A 21,899-nucleotide genomic window follows, 5' to 3' on the forward strand; every position below is an offset into this window, starting at 1 on the left:
AAACATGGGCGGCCCAACTCGGCCGCCCATGCCGAGGCGCCGCTCAGAACTCGGTGCGGATCCCGAACAAAACCGTGCGGCCCCAATAATGGATTTCGCCGAACCGCACTTCGCGGTCATTGTAGCTATACTGGCGCGCGCCGGCGATGTTGATCGCCTCCAAGCTTAGCATCGTCTTGTCGGTCAGGCGGAACGACACGTTGCCGTCCAGCGAGCCGAAGGCGTCGATGTAATTGGGCGCCTGGGTCGTGCTGCCGGTGCCGGCCAGATACTTGTCGCGCCACACATAGGACAGCCGCGCCGAGAACGGACCGTAATCGTAGAAGCCGACCATGTTGAAGCTGTTCTTCGACAGGCCGATCAGCTCGTCCTTGATCGGCCGCGCGCCGGCGGTGTAGTTCGCCTTCACCGAAGTGTGGGTGTACGACGCCTGGAAGCCCAGCCCGTCGAACGGCGCGGGCAGGAAGTCGAACACCTGATTGTACGCGGCCTCTGCGCCATAGACCTTGGCATCGCCACCATTGACCTGGGTGCTCAGCAGGATCGTGCCGCGCCCCGGGATCTCCACGTTGATGTTCTGCGCGGTGATGTAATCGTCCATCGCCTTGTAGAACAGCGCGCCGGTCACCGACCCCTTTCGGCTGAAATACCATTCCAGCGACCCGTCGAACTGCGTGGCGAGGAACGGCTTGAGCTCGGGATTGCCGCCGCTGGCAGTCGGCGCGTCGGTGGACACGCTGATCTGCGGCGCGCTCTGTGTCACGTTCGGCCGGGTCAGCACGCGGCTGGCGGCCAGGCGGGCGACCAGCGTCGGGCTCAATTCAGCGCGCAGGTTAAAGCTGGGCAACCAGTTGCTGAACGTCTGCGGAAAGCTGGCCGGCGTCGGCGCGGTGCCGATGGTCAGCGTGCCGCTCGCTACCTGATCGGTGTGGACATAGCGCACGCCGACATTGCCGGTCACGTCGACGCTGCCGAGCGGAAGCGCATAATCGGCGCGGACATACCCGCTCGCCGTCTTCTCGGTGACGATGTACGACGCACGCCGATCGCCCGCGCTCAGCGGCGCGTTGGCCACCGCGCTGGTGAACAGCTTGTCGTAGAAGACGTCGGTGATCGGCACCAGCCAGTTGCGCGGCGCGTTGCCCGATACGCCGTCTAGGAAGTCGTCGAACGGCATCGCTTCATAGCCATTCGGGGCGAAGGTGTTCAGCGGCACCTTGCCCGGGTCGACCGTGAAGTCGCGGCGCGCATAGTCGCGCTTGCGCCAATGATATTCGCCACCGGCCGCGATCTTGCTCAGGAAACCGCCCATTTCGCGCCCGACATCAAGGCGGGCATAGCTGTCCCAGTCCTTGCTGTTCTTGGGCGCGATGTTGAACGGATACAGGACGAAGTTCGCCGGCTTGTTCGGATCGGTCGGGGTGGTGAAGGTCGGGATCACCTTGTACCCGCCCGACGCGTCATAGGTCAGCGGCGCGAAGAACTGGATGCGGCTGCGCACCGTGCCGACGTCGTAGCTCGGGTGGAAGCTGTGCGCGTAGGACCAGTTGACGTTCGCCGAGATATCCCAGCCCTCGGGCTTCCAGCTCTGCTTGAGACCGACGGTCAGCAAGTCGTGCCGGTTGAGGCTGTATTCGCGCGTGCCCATGAAGCGGACATTGTTGATCGTCGCGCCGACCACGGTGTCGCCGTCCAGCTTGACCGATCCGGGGACGATCGTGGTCCCGGGATCGTCGGGATAGATGTCGAGGCCATATTCGTCATAGGCGACGTCCAGCCGCGTCGCGAGCACGTCCAGCGTGGTCTGGAGCTCGGGCGTGGGCTGCCACTGCGCCGACACCAGGCCTGACAGCCGCTCGCGGTTCTCGGTCTCGACCGTCGGCCGGGTGCGGGTCGGCGTATAGAAACCGCGGCCGAGCGCCGGGACGAACTTGTCGAGGTTCCAGCCGGCCTGGTACCAGCGGTCGTTGCGCACTTCCTTGGCCCAATATTGCGCGCCGGCGAGCAGGCCGAAAGTGCCGTCGGCGCTCTTGTAGCTGGTGAGCGCCGTGGCGTTCGGCTTCACCTTGTCGGTCATCGTCGTGTAGGTGCCGCGCAGGTTGAGCGTGGTCTTGGTACCGACGTCCAGCGGGCGGAAGGTCTTGACGTCGATGTTGCCGCCGAGCGCGCCCTCGGTCATGTCGGCGGTCGGGGTCTTCACCACGTCGATCTGCGACACGAACTCGGCGGGCAGCATCTCGAATCGGAACTGCCGGCCATTGGCGCCGCCATTCTCGATCAGGTCGTTGAGCGCGACCGAGCGGCCGTTGAGCAGCGTGCTCTGGAACTGCGGCCCAAGGCCGCGGACGCTGACATACAGGCCCTCGCCGCGCGGGCGGGTGATCGCGACGCCCGTCACCAGCTGCAGCGCCTCGGCGACATTCTGGGTAGGGAACTTGCCGATGTCGGTCGAATTGATCGAATCGACGCCGTACGCGGCCTGGCGCTTGGTCTCCGTCGCGGCGGCAAGGCTGCGGGCATAGGTGCCGGTCACCACCACTTCGTCGGTCTGCTCTTCGGCTTGTGGCGCGGGAGCAGGGTCCGCCGTCTGCGCGCTTGCGGGAAACGCGGCCGCCAAAGCGAAGGTGGTGAACGGAAGCGTCGCCCAAAGCAGGCGCGAACGATGCGACATGTTGTTTTCTCCCCCGAGCCTCCCTGGCCCGTTGGACGCCGCGACTAAGAGCGGGTTTTTAAACTTTGGCGGCTTTCCCGTTGCACGCGCGTGTCAGGATTCTGGCAGATACATGACGGCGCGCACTGCAATTATCCGCACGCGTTGCGCCACAACCCTTTCAGGCGCGTTATGTCGCCGAACCGCACGCCCACAGAAAGCTTCCAGATCATGCGCTACAATACGCTAGGCCGAACCGGCCTGTTCGTGTCGGAGATTTGCCTCGGCACCATGACGTTCGGCGGCAGCGGCGAGGACATGTGGGGCAAGATCGGGCAGCTCGGCCAAGCGGAGTCCGACGCGCTCCTGGCCGCCGCGATCGAGGGGGGCGTCAATTTCATCGACACTGCCGACGTTTATGCCGGAGGACGATCGGAGGAGATCACCGGCCAGGCGATCCGCAATCTCGGCGTCAAGCGTGACGAGATCGTGGTGGCGACCAAAGGCTTCGGCGCGACCGGCGAGGGTCCGAATGGCCGTGGCGCGTCGCGTTACCACCTGATCGATGCCTGCAAGGCCAGCTTGAAGCGCCTCCAGCTCGACCATGTCGATCTTTATCAGATCCACGGCTTCGATCCCGCGACGCCGATCGAGGAGACGTTGCGCGCACTCGACACGCTCGTCCAGCATGGCCACGTCCGCTATGTCGGAGTGTCGAACTGGGCCGCGTGGCAAATCGCCAAGGCTCTCGGCATTGCCGAGCGGTTGGGGCTGCACCGCTTCGCCTCGCTTCAGGCCTATTACACGCTGGTCGGGCGCGACCTGGAGCGGGAGATCGCGCCCATGCTGCTGTCCGAGGAAGTCGGCCTGATGGTCTGGAGCCCGCTGGCTGGGGGTTTTCTGTCGGGCAAGTATAGCGACGGCGGATCCACGGACGGCCGCCGTGCCGCCTTCGACTTTCCGCCGGTAGATCCGGAGCGTGGCGACGCGGTAGTCGCGGCGATGCGCCCGATAGCCGAGGCACGCGGGGTATCGGTAGCCCGCATCGCACTCGCCTGGCTATTGCATCAGCGCGTCGTGACCAGCGTGATCGTGGGTGCGAAGCGGCCCGAACAACTCGCGGACAATCTTGCGGCGACAACCGTGGACCTGACCACCGAAGAGCTCACCTCGCTCGACGCGGTCAGCAAGCTCGCGAGCGAATATCCCGGCTGGATGCAGGAGCGGCAGGGACAGCAGCAACGTGATCTTCTCGCCGGGCGTCGTTGACGCTCGGCTTTGCAGCCGACCTGAAACAGCGACGTAAAGGGCGCGTGCGGCAGGTCAGCGCTTCACGATGCGTGGCTCTGCGCCCTGCCCCTTTTGCGTGTCACGGCCGCCGACACCGAAGGGGGCCTGCGGGTTCCCCGTCGAGCGCATGAGCGCCAGGTGCGCGCTTTGTCCCTCGCGCGTCTTCGCGTTGGTCACGAGGAAATACCGTCCCTGTCCTAGAGGCTGGATGCCGACATCGGCCTTTTGGTGCCAGCCTCGCACACCGCCGCGATCGCCAATCCCGTCTTCCACAAGCGGCAGGCGGCGGCCCTGCTCCCATCCGGTGCCCTGGCTGGCCGGCACCCCGATCAGGTCGCCGGACACAGGTTGCGAACGCGCGTCGACCGCGAACAGGCCGAAATTGGGAAACGCCGGCTTCGCGCCGGGGTACACGCCCATGAACCAACGCTGCAGGCTCTCGTCATAGGCCAGGTTCTGCACGCCGTAGCGCGTGTTGCCGGTGCGCACGAACACCTTCGCGCGCGGCCTGCCCGGACCGCTCTTGTGCAACTGGGCCTCATCCAGCGGCCGCGCGAAGCGCGACCAGTCCGACGCGTCGTACTGCAGCAGCACCTGATGATCGTTGTCGCTGCGTGCGGTGTCGCCGTAGATGCCGTACGCGACCGTCAGATAGTGACGGCCATCCGCTCGGCCGAAGGCGGGCCCGAAGGCGACGCCGTCGATGCCCGAACAGCCATAACGGTGCCCGGGCGCGGCATAGTCGCGTGTCACCTCGGGCAGATAGACCGCGCGCAGCAGCGCGTGATCGCGCACGCTCATGCCGACGCGGTCGATCCGGCGGGCATCGATGACGGCGATGTAGAACGCGTCCTGCTTGCCATATTCGAGCGAGCCATAGACCCGGCCGTCGGCATCGTTGAAGTCGAGGTCGCCGAGGTGCCCGGTCCAGCCGCTCAGCGTCCCGACCAGGCGCCCCTGGAAGTCGTATTTGGCGAGCATGTCGGTGAAGCTGTAATAGATGTACCCGCGCTTGCGATCGACTGCGATGCCCTGGACGTGGCCGGACTTGAACGGGCCGGCATGCTGCTCGGCCGGGAATGGCGTAGCGGGTGTGGGATCCGCAGCCAGCGGTGCCGCTAGGGTCAGCAACAACGGAAGCAGCCAGGAAGTGCGGGGCATCGGCATGAACTCGCTAGATGAGGGGATCAGGCAGCCAGCACGCGGCGGCCGCGCTCGACATGCATGCGGTGGGTTCCCGAAAGCGCGAGGTCACGCTCCTGGGTCGTTCGCAGGAACAGCCAGTTGCCCGTCACGCGCCGCGGCGTGACGTCGACCATCATATAGCCGCGCCGGCTGGTATCGGCCCAGTCGAGCTCGGGATTGGCGGCGACGAAGCCCGCGGCCGAGACCGCCGGATCGACGCCCAGATCGCCTTCGATGCCTCCCGACGTCACTGCCTGTCCGGCGAACTCGACGCCCGCAGGCTTGCCACCCTCGACGAGCGAATAGGCCCAGGCATTGTGGCTGTCGCCCGCCAGCATGACGAGGTCGGCATCGGCACGCTGCGCTGCCTGGAGCAGCCGCGCGCGGGCGGCAGGATAGCCGTCCCAGCGGTCCATCCACATCGGCAGGCCCTGCGCGGCGGCGCGGATGCCGTCGCGATAGCGATCGACAGTGCTCTTCTTGGTACCCGGCTTGAGCCAATCGACGATCTCGCGCGGCATCACCGTGCGGCCGATGATCGTCCCCATGCCGACCAGCTGCCACGCCGTGGTGCGCGCGTTCGCCCGCAACGCATGCGCAAGCCAGCTTTCCTGGGTGGTGCCGAGCATCGTCAGCGAAGGATCGCGCCACGGCCCGTCACGGAACGCGGACAGCGCATTGGCGTCGCCCGACTTGAAGGCGGCGTTGATGTCGAGCGGTTGGGTGCGGGCGAGCAGGCGCGATTCGGTGCGGTACAGCGTCGCCAGGGTGCCGATCGGATAGGCCTTCCAGGGCTCGTCCGACACCGGCATCCATTCGCGATAGACCTGCACCGCGGCAGCGCGGCGGATGTTCCAGTCGCCTTCGGTCGCGGGCTGATGGTTGGCGGCGCCACCCTCCCAGCTGTCGTTCGCGGACTCATGATCGTCCCACAGCGCCACCATCGGCGCGACCTGATGCAGCCGCTGCAGGTCGGGATCGGCGCGATAGCAGGCATAGCGCATCCGATAATCGGCGAGCGCGAGGATCTCGTGATCGGGGGCGAGCCCGCGCCCGGCGATCGACTTGTCCGGGTTCACCGTCGCGGTGCCGTTCTCGTAGATATAGTCGCCGACATGCAGCCACAGGTCGAGATCGTCGCGCGCCGCGGCATGGCCATACGCGTTGAACCGGCCATAAGGCAGGTTGGAGCAGGAAAAGACCGCAAGGCCGAAGCTGCGCACGTGGCCTACCGGCAGCGTCTTCGTCCGGCCGACGGGCGACTTGCTGCCGTCGGGAGCGATGAAGCGATAATAATAGACGGTGCCCGGTCGCAGGCCGTCGACGGTGATCTTGGCAGTCCAGTCGCGATACCCGCCGGTGCGGATCGTGCCGGCGGGGATCGGCCGGCTGAACTCTGCATCAAGCGACACCTCGGCCTCGAGCCGCACGCTGTCTACGCCGCCGCGGGGCACATAGCGCGTCCACAGCAGCATCGAGTCCGCCGCGGGTTCGCCGCTCGCCACGCTATGGGTGAAACCCTGCGCGCCGAGCATTTGCGCGGCGAGCGCCTGCCCTCCGGGGACCAGCAGCGCGCCGAGCCCAAGCCCCGCGCCGAGCACCAGCCCGCGGCGATTGATCATAAGAGCCATGACATCGTCTTTCGAAAAAGGGCAGGTCAGAAGGCGGCCTTCAGGCCGACATTCCACATCGATCCGTACACCGTGTACGAGCGCACCCGGCTGCGCTCGTTCGAGTAGATGATGTCGGGTGAGTTGAAGATGTTGCGTCCGGCGATCAGCAGCTCGAAGTTCTTGTCGATCTTGTAGGCCAGGCTCAGGTTCCAGAGCGCGCGATCGGTGTGATAGAGAATGCCGTTATTGGCGGTCGTCGGCGTGTTGCTCAGCGCGCTGACGCGGTACTTGGACTGCCAGTTGCCGGTCAGCTGCGCGTCGAAGCCGGCAAGGCTGTAGCGGACACCCCAGTTCGCCGACTGCTTGGGCAGGTTCACGCGCTCGCCATCGGGATCGACGAACGTCGCCGAGCCGCGCAGGCCGAGCCCCTTGAGCACGCCCGGCAGGAAGGTCAGCTGCTGGTCATATTCAACGACCACGCCGTTGTTGGTGCTGGTGCCGGGCAGGTTCTGCGCGCTGCGGAAGATGTAGCCGGCATATTCGTTGGGGTCGAAGCCGACCGCCGCGGGATCGACTTCGATGCCCGTGACCTGCATGTCCTTGATGTCGAGCTTGTAATAGGAAATGCCGAGGATGCCCGAGGGCTCCAGGAAGTATTGCAGGCTGGCGAAGTATTTTACCGACTGCTCGGGCTTGAGCAGCGGGTTCGGGACGGTCACGGTCTGCGCGTCGTCGTTGATCGAAACGACGCCGCCGAGATTGCCATAATCGGGGCGAAGGATCGACTGGCTGAACGAGACCTGCCCGACCAGGCGGTCGGTGAAGTCGTACTTCAGTCCGCCGCTCAGGAACCAGTTTTCGTACTTGCCCTTGCGGGTGCCGAAGGCGCCATTGTTGTACTTGTACAGCAGCCCCGCCACGGTGGCCGAGTTGAATCCGGCGGCGCGAACCTCGGCTTCCGAACGGATGTCGGCGATCTGCGCCTCGGTACGCGTATTCTCATAGCGCAGGCCGAGGTCGAACTTGGCGCGGCCCGCCTGGCCCTGCACCTCGGCATAAGCCGACGCGATGGTTTCCTTGACGCGCTTGCTGTTGTCGAGGTCGCGCTGGAGGTTTCCGATCGTGTCCGGTACGAAATATTCGGGGTGCGCCTTGTAGATGTCGTAGACGGCATAGTTGCTGTCGGCGCGCCAGTTCTGCGCGTTAAGGTTGCCCGCGTCGAAGCCGATGATCTCGAACTTGTATCGCTGGGTGGCGGGGATCACCGCTTCCAGCGCGCGCTGGGTGAGGTCGCCGGTCGGGCCGACATATTGGAACTGGTCGTAGGCGCCCTCGTCGGTGGTCCACTCGTTGATGCGAGCGCCTGCGCCGGCCATGAACGAGACCGGCACGGTGCCGAGATAGGCCTTCTTCGTCAGGTCGAGATTGCCGCCATACATCTCGTTGCGCGCGTCGGATTGCGAGGTGCGGATGTTGTTGCCGATATCGTCGTCGCGATTGTAGCTGGTCGGATCGCCCCAGGGCCGGCCGGCGGTCTGCGCCAGCGTCCATTCGTTCGAGCTTTCCGAGGCACGGTCGAGCGTGAAGCCGATCCGCGTCAGCCGGCTGTCGGTCCGCGAAAAGAAACCCTTGTCGTTGTCGCGGAAGTTGAACTCCGAGCTCGAATAGCTGGCGCGGGCGAGGGCTTCGAAGCTGTCGTCCTTATATTCCAGCTTGGGCGCGATCAGCATCGCCGGGGTGCCGGCATAACGGTGCGAATATTGGGTGTGCAGGCGCGTATTGGTCAGGTTCGGCGCGACGACGATGTGCGTCGGAGTCGAATCAGCCGAGGCGTAGGAGCGCGTCGTCGTGCCGAAGATCAGATAGGTGTATTGGTTGAAATATTCGACTTCGTAGAACGAATAGGTGCCGTGCAGCGACAGCGTCAGCGCGTCGCTGGCCTTATAGTCCAGATTCAGATTGGCGGCGGTGCGGCTGGTTTCCTTGGGGCCCGGGCGCCACATGACCTGATACGGCAGGACGCGCCCGTCGGCGAGGTATGACCAGTCGGTCTGGATGCGGTCCTGCTGGACGAAATTGGCGTTGTAGCTGGCGTTGAAGGCGATGCCGAGCGTGCCGTCGAGAAAGACGTCACCATAGCCGAACGAGACCGAGGGCTTGATCGTGGCGTGCTTGCGATCGTCGGGCAGATAGATCGGCGAAAGGCTCGAATCCGAAGTGCCGATGCCGCCGACCTGCAGGCGCAGCGTCCGCCCCTTGCGCTGGAACGCGTATTTTGAACGCAGGTTGATCGACCCGCCCGGAGCATCGGCATCCATCCGTGCGGTCAGCGTGTTGTTGAGCTCGATCGATTCGATGCCGGTGATCGACATCTGCTCGAACGAGTTCTCGCGGCCATTGTTGTTGTTCGACGTGGCGGTCGCCATGCGCTCGCCATCGGTGGTGAAGGTCGAATATTTCGGATCGAGGCCGCCGATGCGCACCCTGGTGGCGTCGACTTCGGTATAATCGAGCGAGATGCCCGGCATCTGCTTCATGAACTCGCCGACATCGCCCATCGTCAGCAGGCCGTAATTGTCGGCGGCGACGACCGTCTTGGCGTTGGTCGCGGCGCGGCGTTCCATGATCGCCGCGGCCTGACCGTTGCGGATCGCAGTGATGGTGACCGAATTCTCACCCTCGGTCCCGACGCCGTCGAGCGACTGGGCGGAGAGGCGGAAGTCGAGCGTGGCGGTCTCACCCGGAACCACCGTCGCGGTCATCACCTGCTCGGCCAGTCCGGTGTAGCGCACGACGATGCGCACCTCGCCCGCGGGCAGGTTGCCCAGGCGGAAGACACCGCCCTCCTCCGAATAGGTCACGGCACTGGCCCCCGCCACGCGCACTTCGGCATTGCGGACATAGTCGCCGGTGACGGTGTTGAACACCGTGCCACGGACGCTGCCTTCGCCACGCGCCTGCTCAGCGGCTGCGCCGGCCGACGGCCCCTCGGCCTGGGCCTGCGCGTGTACGGGTACGGCATGGGCGAAGGCGATTGCCGCCGCGCCGCTGCAAAGAAGGAACTGCCGATACGTCATGGATACCCCCTGAGAAGCCGCGCCTGGGCGCGGGCCGGATTTGAACTTGCGTGAAAAGGTGGCCGGTCAGCCGATGCGGTGGCGTGCGCCGCGTTCCTGCACCGGCGGCAGCTGCTCCTCGAGCAGCGGCGGCGGCTCGAGATGCCCTTTGGCGTGGCGGCCGCGATGCAACAGTCCGGCGGTGCTCGGCAGCTGCGGCAATCGCGCGGGCGGCGCGCCGAAGCGGAACGCCGCGGTCAGGTCGCCGAAGCTACGGCGGCGCCAGGGCGAGATGTTGGGCTCGCGCACGCCGGTGACCTGTTCGAGGAACTGCAGCACCGACGTGTGGTCGAAATTCTGGCTGCACACCCACCCGCCCGCGGTCCAGGGCGAGATGATGATCGCCGGCACGCGGAAGCCGGCGCCGATCGGCACGCCGTTCACGAATTCGTGCGGGGTGCCCTCGGGTGCCACGGGCGGCGCGACATGGTCGAACAGCCCGTCATTCTCGTCATAATTGAGGATGAACGCAGTCTTCGCCCACACATCGGGATTCGCGGCGAGCGCGTCGAGCTTGGCGGCGATGAACTCGGCGCCGGCGGACGGAATCGAGTTGTGCGGATGCTCCGACGCCTCGTTGCTCGGGCACAGCCAAGTCACGGCGGGCAGCCGATCGTGCATCACATCCCATTCGAACTCGCCGTCCGACGCGGCGGGCATGCCCTTGAGCCGCAGCGGCGACTGTGGCCCTGCGTCCATGAACTGGCTGAACAGCCGCAGCACGTTGAAGCCGGTGCCATCATCGGCGTGCTGGTAAACCTTCCAGCTGACGCCGGCGGCTTCCAGCCGCTCCGCATAGGTCGTCCAGCGCAGACCTTCCTTGGGCGTCTTCTGCGTGGTGTGCGGACCGCCGGCCAGCCCCTCCGGGTCGATGGTGCCGGTGAGATAATAAAGCCGGTTGGGCCGGGTCGAGCTCAGCACCGAGCAATGATAGCCGTCGCAGATGGTGAAGGCGTCGGCGAGCGCGTGGTGGAACGGGATGTCCTGCCGCTTGAAATAGCCCATCGTATAGGGCCCATGCTCGCCATCGGCTGCGCGGTGCGCGGGCAGCCAATTGTCCATCCTGCCGCCGTTCCACGCCGCGTGCTGCGTCGCCCAGGCATGGCTGGTCGACGGGATCAGCTCGGCGCTGTCGCGGGTGTCGAGGTGGAAGGGCAGCATATAGCCGTCGGGATGCTGCGCGTCGGGCTGGTGGAAGACGCTCCGCCCACTCGCCAGCGTCATCGCCTTGGGGTCGCCGAAGCCGCGGACCCCCGGCAGCGTGCCGAAATAATGATCGAACGAACGGTTCTCGAGCATCAGCATCACGACATGCTTGATGTCGCGGATCGATCCGCTGCGCCGCGGCGCGTGCGCGAGTGCCTTGCGGACATTGGGCGGCATCAGCGTGGCCCCAGCCGAGAAAGCGAGGCCCTGTGCGGTGCGCTGCAACAGGCGGCGGCGAGTGAAGCTGGTCATCACGCCACCCTCAGTTCTTGAACACGATGCCGGCGAAGAACTTGCGGTCCTGGGTCAGTGTATACCGCTCGGAGAAATAGCCGTGCATCATGCTGTAATCGTTGCCGAGCAGGTTGTTCGCTTCGAGCTTGACGATCACGCGCTCGGTGATCGGCAGCCGCAGCGACGCGTCCATCTGCCCGCGCGCCTTGAGCACGTAATCGGCATAAGGCTGGGCATTGACGGTGTTGAGGTTCTTGTCGGCCCAGCGATAGGCGACGCGCAGCTCGCCATCGCCGGGAAGCTTGAAATAGGTGCTGGCGTTGATCACCCAGTCGGGCTGGAACAGCAGGTTGTCGCGTTCGATGGTGTTGCCGCCCGAGACATAGGACATGTGCGCCCACATCCGCGCGACGTTGAACGACACGCCCATCTTGTTGCGCAGCGGGCCCGGCAGCCAGGCGATGTCATTGTCGATGAACTGGAGCTCGATGCCCTTGAGCGACGCGCTGGTCGCGTTGAGCGGGGTGGTCACGTCATAGAGTATGCCGCCGCGATCCTGCGTGGTGCGCAGCTCGAAGATCTCGTCGTCGATCTTCTTGTAGAAGCCGCTGAGCGCGACCAGCCCGTCTCCGCCGTTGAAATATTGCTCGAGCGCCAGGTCGAAATTGTCGGCCTTGCGCGGACGAAGGTCCGGATTGCCCTTGGTGATCGTCAGGCTCTCGTTGTTGACGAGTTCGGCCTGGGCGATGTCGCTGAACGCGGGACGGCCGAGCGACTTCGAATAGGCCGCGCGCAGGCGCAGCGTATCCGAGAAGTCCTGCGTGACGCTGACCGACGGCAGCGCATAGCGATAGCCGCCGTCATAGCGCTGCTCGGTGCCGTTGAAGACGGTGCCCACCCGTTGCGGGACCTTCGCCCGATAATCGACATCCTCGATCCGGACCCCGGCGATGATCCGGGTGCGGTCGGCCGCGAACATCGCATTGGCGTAGCCGGCGAGGATCGACTCGCGATAACCATAGTCGCTGGCGAAGGAGGCGCTGGCGCTCGACGCGGGGTTGACCGCCAGCGACGGCTTCACCTGCGCGTTGAACTTGGCGAGGTCGACATAGACCGTCTGATAGGGGAAGCCGAACGAGGCGTTCCCGGGCACGAAGCCGATCGCGCCGATCGCGCTCGCCGGAACGACATAGTTGGTGGTGGTCATGTCGCGCGCTGCGTCCACTGTGCGGAAATCCACGCCGGCGGCGAAGCCGAGGCCCAGGCTGTCGCTCGAGTAATTGTGGCGAAGGTCGCCGCGGCCTTCCCAGGATTCGAAGTCGGCGGCGTTGGTGCTGTCGGCTGCGGAATAGGCGCGGTAATTGGCCAGGTTGACCATGTCGGCCGGGTTCGAGAATTCGAACGTCGGCCGCGGCTTGCTCATGTCGAAGGTCACGAAGTCGGCGGCGGGGCTGTAGGTGTAGGCGGCGCCAAGATCGGTGTTGTCGAACGTGCTCAGGCCATAAGCGCCGCGTAGTTCGAGCACGGTGGCGGGATCGATTTCCCACCGGGTCTTGAGGATGGCACCGCGGGATTCGGTCGCGAACCGGTCATAGTTCACGAAGGGGCGGATCACGCCGATCTTCATCCGCGCAACGTTGGGGCTCGAATAAACCGGGCTGGCGATGCTGTCGACGCGGTAGTCGTTGAGGGTCTGATCCTCGTCCTGGCGATAATCGAACGCCGAAGCCGAGAGCGTCACGTTGGGCGCCGCGCGATATTCGAGGCCCAGATAGCCGCCATAGAGCTTGCGGAACTTGGTATAGTTCAGCGTACGCACGCGGTTCGGCATCGCGGCGTTGCCGTCCCAGTCGGACAGATCTTCCTTCGCGGGCCGGCCCGCTGCGGTCAGATAGGTGCGCGCGTTGATGTTGGGCTTCGACGCGGTCCAGGATTCTTGGGTGTAGCTTGCGCTCGCCACCACGCCGAACTGATCCTGCGCACCGAAACGCTGGACGATCAGCCCCTTGATGCTGCCGCCGAACTTGGTGTCGGCATAGTCGCCCAGCGCATTGCGCGTATCCACGTCGGTCGAGCTCGGCCGGTATTCCACGCGCGCGTCGAGGTTCCACTGATTGCGCCCGTCGAGCGCGCTGTAGGGAACGATATTGGTAGCGCCGCCGATCACGCCACCGTCGAGGTCGGCGGTGAAGGTCTTGTAGACCTGCGTGGTCTGCGCGACCTGGGTGGGGATCAGCGCCAGGTCGACGCGGCGGCTGCCGGCGCCGTCATTCGAGGCGGAGAACATGCCGATGCCGTCGAACGAGACGAAGTTCAGGTCGGGCGAGATGCCGCGGATCGACATGTATTTGGCGGTCTGCTCGCCATACAGCGTCTGCATGTCGTTGACGCCGGGCAGGCGGATCAACGCCTCGGCCAGCGTCTCATCGGCGAGGTCGCCGGTATCGTCCTGCCCGATCGAGTCGACGATCCCCAGCGCCTTGCGACGCTGCGAAATGGTCTCCTGGTTGCGCAGCGCGCTGCCCGTGACGACGACTTCGCCATCATCGGTCGAGTCCGGTGGGGAAGCGACCTGCGCCGCAGCCGGGAAAGCCATGGCGAGCGCCAATGCGCCAAGCGACGCGAAACCCATTCGATCCTGAAACGACACGAAAACCCCCCGGTGGTCAAAGCGAACAGCTCTCCGACGCGGGATTAGAAAGTTTCCGTCACGTGAAATTAAATTACAGTTTGACGACAGGTTTGTTGCGAGTGCGCGACGTTCTGGCAGACATCGGCAGCACGAGGACTGTCACCGGGACGTCATCGAAGCGAGGCTAGGGCGTGCCCAGGCCCAACATGGGTTGGGTGCTGCAGCTTCGGAGTCGGCCGCGCAGGTCATGACGGCGCAACGCGATCATATCGTTCGATGGGTGGCGCGGGAGATCCTGCCGCACGAGGCCGACGTGCGCGGCTGGCTTGTGCGGCGCTGGGGCAGCCAGCTCGACCCCGACGACGTGATCCAGGAAGCCTTTTGCCGCCTCGCCGCGCTCGACACGATCGACCATATCGCAAGCGGCCGCGCCTATTTCTTCACCACCGCGCGCTCGATCGCGATGGACCTTTTCCGGCGCGAAAAGGTCGCCGGGCAGAAAGCGGTGACGGATTTCGACTTCTGCAGCGTCGAGGATGAATATCCCCGTGCCGATCGCGCGGTCGAGGCCAGGCAGGAGCTCGTACGAATCGACAAACTTCTGTCCGCGGTTTCGCTCACCTGTCGGCGCGTCATCGAATTGCGCCGCCTGCAGGGGCTGTCGCAGCGCGAGACGGCGGAGCGGCTGGGGATCAGCGAACACAGCGTCGAAAATCATGTAGCCCGCGGTATCCGACGCGTGATGAAAATGGCCGCGGATCAGGACGAGGGTATCAACAGCCAGGAGGCGGCGTCGTTTGACGGAGCTCGAGACACGGGAACGCATTGACGCGCAGGCTGCCGACTGGGTCGCCCGCGACGCGCTTTCCAGCATGGATGCTGCCGGAGAGGCCGAACTCGCGGCATGGCTCGCGGCGGATCGCCGTCATGCGGGCGCATATCTGCGCGCGCAGGCGTCCTATCATGTGCTCGAGGGAGCCGTGGCCGCCCGCACTCTGCCAATAGCCGGCAACGACGATCTGCCCCTCTCCGCCACGCGCCGCTGCTGGGCGATCCCGCGGCGCGCGGTGGGCGCAGGGCTGGCGATTGCGGCGTGCGCGGTTGCCGGGCTGTTCCTCGGCGTACCGGCGCTGCGTGCCCCCGCGCCGCCATCGGCGCGCGAACTGGCGCTGGCCGACGGCTCGTCGGTCGCGCTTGCCGCCGATGGCGCGGTCACAGCCCGGATGAGCGCGGGCCTCCGCCAGATCACCCTGGAGCGCGGCGCGGCCACCTTCCATGTCGCCAAGGATCGCCAGCGCCCCTTCGTCGTCCGCTCGGGGCTCGTCTATGCCGAGGCGACCGGCACGGTGTATTCGGTACGCCGCGTCGGTGCACAGGGCGGCGCGGTCCGCGTGCGCGAAGGCAGCGTGCGGGTGTGGCGCGAGGGCGCACGCGATCGCGCGGTGATGCTCCACGCGGGCAATGCGCTGACGATCGACCCGGCGATCCAGTCCGTTGCGGCGCCTGCCAGCTTCTGGTTCGAGGACATCTCGATCGCCGACGCGGCGAAGCGGTTCAACCAGGTCAACGCGGTGCGTATCGTGATCGCCGATCCAGCCACCGGCCGCGTCCCGATCGTGGGGCGCTTCCGATCCGATCGCCCGGACCAGTTCGCCAAGGCCGCCGCCACGCTGAGCGGCACCCGCGTTCGCGAGCAGCACGGAACGCTGGTCATCGGGAAGCCTTGAGCGCGAACTAAGGCGCTGCGTCGATGCCCAATCGTGCAACTCTGCTGGCGATAGGCGCCGCGCTGAGCACCTTCAGCGGCGCGCCCGCCGCCCAGGCGCAGGATTGGCGCGCCTTCGACGTACCCGCCCAGCCGGCAGCCGCGGGCCTGCGCCGCTTTTCGCGCCAAGCCGGCATCCAGGTCCTCGTTTCCGGCGATGCCGCGCGCGGTCGCCAGACGGCAAGAGTGCGTGGCCGAATGCCCGTCCGCACCGCGCTCGATCACCTGCTTGCCGGCTCGGGCCTGCGCGTCCTTTCCTTCGACGGCAGCCTCGCGGTACTGGCGATCGACACCCGACCACCCGTCGTCGCCGATCCCGAGCCGATCGTCATCACCGGATCCCGCATACCCCAGGCCAGGACCGGTTCGGCCATGCCCGTCCGCGTCGTCAAGTTCGAAGCGGAAGCGCGGTTCGGGCGGAACTCGGCCTATGACGTGCTCACCCGCGAAGCATCGGTCGCGGCGGGTATCGGGCTCAACAACGCGTTCGGCCAGCCCTGGGACGCAGGCGTCTCGTCGGTGTCGCTACGTGGACTGGGCCCCAATCGCAGCCTTACCCTTATAGACGGCATGCGCCGCGTCTCCGGCTCGGCGCGCTCTTCCGCGGTGGACATCACGATGATCCCGGCGGTGATGATCGACCGCATCGAAGTGATCACCGGCGGAGCCACCGCGATCTACGGTGCCGACGCGGTGACCGGCGCAGTCAACATCGTGACGAAGAAGCGCGTCGAAGGCGTGACGCTGTCGGCGACGCAGGGTGTGTCCGAGCGCGGCGACGCCGGCGAGCGCGCGATCTCGCTGTCGGCCGGCGCCGGCTTCGCCGATGGCCGCGGATCGCTGGTGCTCGGCGGCACCTATTCCCGCGTGGCGCCGCTAGCCTATGCCCAGCGCTACAACTCCTATCTGCGCAGCGTCGCCAATCCCGACAATAAGGGCGCGAACGACGGCATCCCCGATCAGGTCACCATCGCCGACTTCCGGCAAATCTACTTTTCCTATTTGCCCAGCTTCTACGTCGCGGGTCAGTCCTACATCGTCGAGGGCGGCGTGCCGCGGCCGGCCGCATATGACCGCAGCTATTATCCCGGCCAGTTCAGCTATGGGAATGGCGGCGACGGCCGCAACCTGCGCGATGCCGACCAGCTTCGCGGCGGACTGGATGCGATCGCCGCGCTGGGCCGGCTCGACTACGCACTAAGCGACACGCTCACCTATCGCGGCTATGCCGATCTCGGCGGATCGGACTATCGCGGCACCGCCAGCTTTCCCCTCCACCGCGATGACAGCCGCACGACCTGGTTCACCGGCGCGGGCGGAGCGGTCGCCAGGCTCGACAACCCCTTCCTGCCCGACGGGGTGCGCCGCTTCATGGCCGACAACGGGCTCGCCGCGATCGGGATCGACCGGACCTATGGCAATTTCCCGGTGATGCGCGAAACGCATCGCCGCCGAACGCTGACGGTGGGACAGCAGCTGGACGGTGATCTCGGGCAGGCGTTCCGCTGGAGCGCATTCCACCAATATGGCCGGATGACCGACGACGTCCGCACCACCAACAACCCCGTGGCCTCGCACTGGCTTGCCGCGCGAGATGCGATCGCCGACCCGGCCACCGGGCGCCCGGTCTGCCGCGATCCGGCCGCGCGCGCCGCGGGCTGCGTCCCGCTCGACATCTTCAGCCAGGCACCACCCTCACGCGCACTCGCCGGCTATGTGCTCGGCACCCGCAAGGAACGGCGGCTCAACACCCAGGCGATCTGGGGCCTGAGCCTGTTGGGACGTGCGGTGTCGCTGCCGCATGGCGACGTGCAGGCAGTGCTCGGGGTCGAGCACCGGCGCGAGGCGCTGCGGACGCGCGACGATCCGCTGGCCGCGAGCGAATACGCCTATGGCGGGTCGGGCTACACCGTGCATCCCGACCTCGCGGCCGAGCAACGCGTGTGGGAGGCCTATGGCGAGGCCAAGGTGCCGCTGCTGCGCGACCTGCCGTTCGCCAGGAGCCTCGATCTGGAGGGCGCCTACCGCGCCTCACGCTACAATTCGATAGGGAGTACCGGCACCTGGAAGCTGGGCGGCACCTGGTCGCCGTCGCGCGGCATGATGTTCCGGGCGATGGGCTCGCGCAGCGTGCGGGTGCCGAACTTCGGCGAGCTCTATGAAGTCCCGATCCTGCGGCAGACAGGCTCGATCACCGATCCGTGCGAAGCCGCCGATTATTATCAGAACCCCACCCGCTCGGCCAATTGCCGGGCGCTCGGCATCGTCGTGCCGCTGGGCGACTTCAAGGTCGGCCCGGTCGTCACCACCCGGGGCAATCCGGACCTCCGCCCGGAAACTTCGAACAGTCTCACCCTTGGCGGCGTGCTGCGCCCGGGCTTCCTGCCCGGTGCCGAGTTCACGCTCGACTATTGGAACATCGACATTCGCGATGCCGTGACGCAGTTCGACTATACTACGGTGCTCAACCTCTGCGTCGATCTGCCCAGCATCGCCAACCCGTTCTGCGCCGCCGTGACGCGCGATCCCGCAACCGGCAGCGCCACCAGCATCGCGACCAGCCAGGTCAATGCCTCGCGCATGGTGGCGCGCGGGCTGGACTTCGGCCTGGCATATGAAAACGAACGGAGCGGCGGGCAGTTGTCGCTCGAACTCAACGGCACCTATCTGCTCCGCCACATCGTTCAGAGCGCGCCCGGCCTCGTCGTCGGCGACGTCCGCTACGACGGAGACTGGCAACATCCCAAGCTGCAGGCGAGCGGCCAGGCCTCGTGGCGCGGGCGCCGGGTCGGCGTCGGACTGAGCCTGCGGTTCATCGGCGCGAGCCGCTACGACATCAGCGCCGCGTCCGACGAAGTCTATGATCGCAACAGGCTGCCGCCCTATCTCTACGCCGATCTGACGGCGAGCCACGACTTCCCCGGCGGGATGATGCTTTCGGCAGGCGTGCGCAACGCGACGAACCAAAGGCCGCCGCGAATCTACCCCGTCTACAAGGACACGGCGATCTACGATCAGGTTGGAAGATACTTCTTCGTCTCGTCCAAGCTGAAACTTTGAAGCAAGGTAGTCCAACGGGCGCATCGCAGGACGGCCGAGCGCGACAGGAAGCGTATTCCGACAGCCCGACCCGAGCACCACGTCTCGAGCCAGCGGGCAGCACTGCCCGCTGGCGGAGTTGATCAGATCTGGGCGAGACCCCCGTCGGTGAACAGCTCGCTGCCGGTCATGAAGCTGCTGTCCGACGATGCGAGGAACGCGGCGGCGGCCGCCACTTCCGACGGATCGCCGACATGCCCGATCGGCGTCGTGGCTCCCATCTCGATCATCGCGTCGCGACCCACCACTTCGGCCGCCAGCTCGGTCAGCGTTGGTCCAGGCGACAAAACGTTGACGCGAATACCCGTTCCGCGCAGGTCCTGCGCCCAGCTGCGCGCCAGGTTGCGAACCGCGGCCTTCGACGCGCTGTAGATGCTGAACGCGGGCGTTCCCATCACACCGGTGGTCGATCCAGTGAGGATGACCGAACCACCCTCGCCCATCAGCTTCAGGCCCTTCTGCACGGTGAAGATCGTGCCCTTCACATTGATGTCGAAGGTTTCGTCATAATGCTCGGGGGTGATCTCGGTGAGCGGCACCAGCGCGCCGGTTCCGGCATTGGCGAACAGGATATCCAGCGTCCCGCGCTCTTGCTTCACCGTGTCGAACAACCGGTCGAGGTCGGCCGCATCGGTGACGGATCCCGCCACCGCGCGGGCATTCCCACCCAGTGTGGCCACTGCGGCGGCCAGTTTCTCCTGCCTGCGGCCAAAGAGGTAGACGAACGCGCCTTCCTCGATGAAGCGCTTCGCCGAAGCCAGCCCGATACCCGTTCCGCCGCCGGTGATGATCGCGGTCTTGCCTTCCAGTCGGTTCATTACATGCCTCCAATTCTTGGTTGCATGCAGCTGGCCCTTTACCTACCAACGGACAAGTATGCACCTTTAGGTAAGTACCCCTGATGTCCGAAACGCTCCAAACCGCTGGCACCGATCCCGCTTCCATCGCACCTCGTTTCACTTGCGGTCTCGACGCGACGCTCAAGATCATCTCGGGCAAGTGGAAGCCGCTGATCCTGTATTTCCTGCTGCGTGGGCCGACCCGCTATGGCGAGCTCAAGCGCGCCGTGCGCGACGTCAGCGACAAGGTGCTGATCCAGCAGTTGAAGGAACTCGAAGCCGACGGCGTGTTACGCAGGAACGACTATAAGGAGGTGCCGCCTCGGGTCGACTATACGCTGACCCAGCTCGGCCAAAGCCTTGCCCAGGCGCTCGAGCCCTTATGCTCCTGGGGGACCGAGAACATGGCGGACATGCAGAAGATCTTCGATCAGCGCGACAGCCGAGTGCGCGAAAACCACGTGTAGTGGCGCTGCCAGGCGAACGGAACGCCAGGTGCGGGGCGCGGCGCGCGCCAACCGGAAACACTGCAGCAGGCGTTGCCGAACCGTCACCGTCGATCGTCTTGGAACGAAATCGGTTGCCGGCTGCGCTGCGGCGGGAGTGGCAGTTCACGCTCCACTTCTCGCCGTTTGCCGCGGCGAACCGGGATGCAGAAGCGGACCGGCAGCTAACAGGCTGGTTCAGGTGCTGCCGTTTGCTTGAACTCGGCCGTTAGCCGAAGGGCCGCGTTGCATCTATCCGCGCGGGCAACCGACACGTGTAACGCCCTACCACAGAATGCGCATTTGTTTCGTCATGCTCCACTCACAGATGCGTTGCTTGCTGGCCTAAGCATGAACCTGGCTAGTATGCGGCCCGCAAGAACAGCCGAAACGACGATCCCGCCTCTTTGTTATGGGGCTCGAAACTGGCTGCACATTCAGCTTATCGATGGATGAAGGGGACTGTTGTAGAACGACACTCCAACTACGACAAAATAAGGCTTCACAGCTGTTTTAATTCGCTGAGTGGCCACAGAATTCAAATTCGCCGAGACTTCGCGACATCAACGGTCGGGTCAGCCAACTTCACACGGGCAACCAAATTAACGATTATATTATCCGTCGTGGTAGAATCTAACCGACCATCGGACACATAAAATCCTGACACCGCTTGGTATAGACGCCAATTTCCGGTCAGGAGAGCCGCAAGGCATTTTGCGAACCGCCCATCATTCTCTGAGCCGTCAAGCTCTGTTAGGATCTCTGACTTTAGCTGATACTCTGCCAGAGTCGCTTTAGCATTGACCACTTGTTTCTTGAGCTGTGAAATTGATGCGTCAAGATCGGTTTGAAGCCGATCCGTGATTTGAACCGGCACTCCCGCCGCAACCATAGCCTGCGTTAAATCGGCTTTGATTCCCACATCGATAGTCTGTTCTAGTGTGTAAACAAGTTCGATTGTGTTCGTGAACGTGGAAGTCGTCCTATCCTCGGCTTTGAAAGGCGATGTTGTACCTCCGCCGCAAATTGCCCCCGGCTCACCACGTCGATTGTCGTGACCGACCATTGTACCGAGATAGGTCATGAGGCGAGGCTCGCCGGCGGCGTCAGTTTCGATTGTCTTGTATTGTCGAGTGAGTGGGAGAGCGGTGCCCATGCTGGGTGCACATTTACGTGCAGCCAACGGCCCGCAAGCCTGCTTCACAGGAACTTTTCGGTTCACCGGAACAGTGACGGTCGCGCATCCGGCCAACAGACTCGCCGCAATGGCCGAAGCGCAAATTGAATATTTCATAGCCCCCTCCCATCTTGTCCCGATCGAAGATGCTGAGTTTGTTCTTAACAGTCAACTTTGCTTTATTTTCCTCTCTACTCAAACGCTTCCGTCCGAGTGGAGCTTCTCTTCGAGCCGTGACTCGGCGCGTCGCCATTTATATGTGCAGCTTTTTGCTCTTTACTCCGAAGATGGAACTCATCGAGAAGGAGAACAGGATGTCAAGGTTGGGACTTTTTAGCCGCCTGCGTCTGAAATCCCACTTGGGGATCCAGATTAGTGTCAGTCCGTCGGTCGCGCCGACTCAGGGCGCATAGAAACACCTACAGCTACCAGCAGCGGGACGGAGCCAGTTATAGGACGCCGGGAATTGAGCGAGAACGGAACACAGCAACATCGAACTGCGACCGTTGGAGTTCCACCTTCGAACTGAGGAACAAGCGAGACCCGCATACCCGCCTACGGGCAGACTGTGTATCACGCACCGCGGTGCCGCTACAAAATCGCTAAGT

14 protein-coding genes are annotated in these 21,899 nt (G+C 64.9%); 6 read left to right on the forward strand and 8 right to left on the reverse strand.

The genetic code is table 11. The features are described from left to right. Window positions 1–43: 43 nt before the first annotated feature. Window positions 44–2,671 carry a TonB-dependent receptor gene (locus LZ586_RS05215; protein WP_235078612.1) on the reverse strand — a complete coding sequence of 876 codons (2,628 nt, stop codon included), beginning with the start codon at window positions 2,669–2,671 and terminating at the stop codon, window positions 44–46. 210 nt (window positions 2,672–2,881) lie between these two features. Here LZ586_RS05215 and LZ586_RS05220 point away from each other — a divergent pair, with 210 nt between their 5' ends. After that, window positions 2,882–3,919: an aldo/keto reductase gene (locus LZ586_RS05220; protein ID WP_235078613.1), complete on the forward strand. Its 1,038-nt coding sequence runs from the start codon at window positions 2,882–2,884 to the stop codon at window positions 3,917–3,919. Window positions 3,920–3,973: 54 nt separating this feature from the next. Here the strand turns inward: LZ586_RS05220 and LZ586_RS05225 are convergent, their stop codons facing one another. The 5 genes from LZ586_RS05225 to LZ586_RS05245 form a co-directional block, all read right to left on the reverse strand. Further along, window positions 3,974–5,101, reverse strand: coding sequence for a hypothetical protein (locus LZ586_RS05225; protein ID WP_235078614.1), 1,128 nt, complete (start codon window positions 5,099–5,101; stop codon window positions 3,974–3,976). Between the two features lie 26 nt (window positions 5,102–5,127). Continuing rightward, complete coding sequence (locus LZ586_RS05230) at window positions 5,128–6,756, reverse strand: alkaline phosphatase D family protein (RefSeq protein ID WP_235078615.1); 1,629 nt, start codon at window positions 6,754–6,756, stop codon at window positions 5,128–5,130. A 26-nt stretch (window positions 6,757–6,782) separates the two neighbouring features. After that, window positions 6,783–9,815, reverse strand: a complete 3,033-nt coding sequence (locus tag LZ586_RS05235) for a TonB-dependent receptor (RefSeq protein ID WP_235078616.1) — start codon at window positions 9,813–9,815, stop codon at window positions 6,783–6,785. Between the two features lie 66 nt (window positions 9,816–9,881). Then, on the reverse strand, window positions 9,882–11,312 hold the full coding sequence (locus tag LZ586_RS05240) for an alkaline phosphatase family protein (protein WP_235078617.1): 1,431 nt from the start codon (window positions 11,310–11,312) through the stop codon (window positions 9,882–9,884). A 10-nt stretch (window positions 11,313–11,322) separates the two neighbouring features. Then, window positions 11,323–13,926: a TonB-dependent receptor gene (locus LZ586_RS05245; protein WP_235078618.1), complete on the reverse strand. Its 2,604-nt coding sequence runs from the start codon at window positions 13,924–13,926 to the stop codon at window positions 11,323–11,325. 280 nt (window positions 13,927–14,206) lie between these two features. On the opposite strand from LZ586_RS05245, the gene LZ586_RS05250 reads away from it, so the two are divergent. The 3 genes from LZ586_RS05250 to LZ586_RS05260 are packed head-to-tail and all read left to right on the forward strand — an operon-like array spanning window position 14,207 to window position 18,751. After that, entirely contained in the window at window positions 14,207–14,755 is a 549-nt protein-coding gene (locus tag LZ586_RS05250; RefSeq protein WP_235078619.1) for an RNA polymerase sigma factor, read from the forward strand. After that, window positions 14,724–15,653: a FecR family protein gene (locus LZ586_RS05255; protein ID WP_235078620.1), complete on the forward strand. Its 930-nt coding sequence runs from the start codon at window positions 14,724–14,726 to the stop codon at window positions 15,651–15,653. Before LZ586_RS05250 ends, LZ586_RS05255 begins: the two co-directional genes overlap by 32 nt. Before the next feature lie 23 nt (window positions 15,654–15,676). Further along, window positions 15,677–18,751 (forward strand): TonB-dependent receptor, encoded by a 3,075-nt coding sequence (locus LZ586_RS05260; protein ID WP_235078621.1) that lies wholly within the window; start codon window positions 15,677–15,679, stop codon window positions 18,749–18,751. A gap of 122 nt (window positions 18,752–18,873) precedes the next feature. Here the strand turns inward: LZ586_RS05260 and LZ586_RS05265 are convergent, their stop codons facing one another. Beyond that, window positions 18,874–19,608 (reverse strand): SDR family NAD(P)-dependent oxidoreductase, encoded by a 735-nt coding sequence (locus tag LZ586_RS05265; RefSeq protein ID WP_235078622.1) that lies wholly within the window; start codon window positions 19,606–19,608, stop codon window positions 18,874–18,876. Between the two features lie 83 nt (window positions 19,609–19,691). On the opposite strand from LZ586_RS05265, the gene LZ586_RS05270 reads away from it, so the two are divergent. After that, window positions 19,692–20,096: a winged helix-turn-helix transcriptional regulator gene (locus LZ586_RS05270; RefSeq protein WP_235078623.1), complete on the forward strand. Its 405-nt coding sequence runs from the start codon at window positions 19,692–19,694 to the stop codon at window positions 20,094–20,096. 556 nt (window positions 20,097–20,652) lie between these two features. Here the strand turns inward: LZ586_RS05270 and LZ586_RS05275 are convergent. Further along, complete coding sequence (locus LZ586_RS05275; protein ID WP_235078624.1) at window positions 20,653–21,270, reverse strand: hypothetical protein; 618 nt, start codon at window positions 21,268–21,270, stop codon at window positions 20,653–20,655. On the opposite strand from LZ586_RS05275, the gene LZ586_RS05280 reads away from it, so the two are divergent. Next, entirely contained in the window at window positions 21,269–21,628 is a 360-nt protein-coding gene (locus LZ586_RS05280) for a hypothetical protein (protein WP_235078625.1), read from the forward strand. The two genes, LZ586_RS05275 and LZ586_RS05280, sit on opposite strands and share 2 nt — an antisense overlap. Window positions 21,629–21,899: the final 271 nt, after the last annotated feature.

The organism is Sphingomonas sp. S2-65 (genome assembly GCF_021513175.1).
GTDB lineage: Bacteria > Pseudomonadota > Alphaproteobacteria > Sphingomonadales > Sphingomonadaceae > Sphingomonas.

Excerpts from the sequence above, each read along its gene's own strand:
- LZ586_RS05215 (WP_235078612.1), bottom strand. The coding sequence starts at position 2,671 with ATGTCGCATCGTTCGCGCCTGCTTTGGGCGACGCTTCCGTTCACCACC.
- LZ586_RS05220 (WP_235078613.1), top strand. The coding sequence starts at position 2,882 with ATGCGCTACAATACGCTAGGCCGAACCGGCCTGTTCGTGTCGGAGATT.
- LZ586_RS05225 (WP_235078614.1), bottom strand. The coding sequence starts at position 5,101 with ATGCCCCGCACTTCCTGGCTGCTTCCGTTGTTGCTGACCCTAGCGGCA.
- LZ586_RS05230 (WP_235078615.1), bottom strand. The coding sequence starts at position 6,756 with ATGGCTCTTATGATCAATCGCCGCGGGCTGGTGCTCGGCGCGGGGCTT.
- LZ586_RS05235 (WP_235078616.1), bottom strand. The coding sequence starts at position 9,815 with ATGACGTATCGGCAGTTCCTTCTTTGCAGCGGCGCGGCGGCAATCGCC.
- LZ586_RS05240 (WP_235078617.1), bottom strand. The coding sequence starts at position 11,312 with ATGACCAGCTTCACTCGCCGCCGCCTGTTGCAGCGCACCGCACAGGGC.
- LZ586_RS05245 (WP_235078618.1), bottom strand. The coding sequence starts at position 13,926 with ATGGGTTTCGCGTCGCTTGGCGCATTGGCGCTCGCCATGGCTTTCCCG.
- LZ586_RS05260 (WP_235078621.1), top strand. The coding sequence starts at position 15,677 with ATGCCCAATCGTGCAACTCTGCTGGCGATAGGCGCCGCGCTGAGCACC.
- LZ586_RS05265 (WP_235078622.1), bottom strand. The coding sequence starts at position 19,608 with ATGAACCGACTGGAAGGCAAGACCGCGATCATCACCGGCGGCGGAACG.
- LZ586_RS05270 (WP_235078623.1), top strand. The coding sequence starts at position 19,692 with ATGTCCGAAACGCTCCAAACCGCTGGCACCGATCCCGCTTCCATCGCA.
- LZ586_RS05280 (WP_235078625.1), top strand. The coding sequence starts at position 21,269 with ATGCTGGGTGCACATTTACGTGCAGCCAACGGCCCGCAAGCCTGCTTC.
- LZ586_RS05275 (WP_235078624.1), bottom strand. The coding sequence starts at position 21,270 with ATGGGCACCGCTCTCCCACTCACTCGACAATACAAGACAATCGAAACT.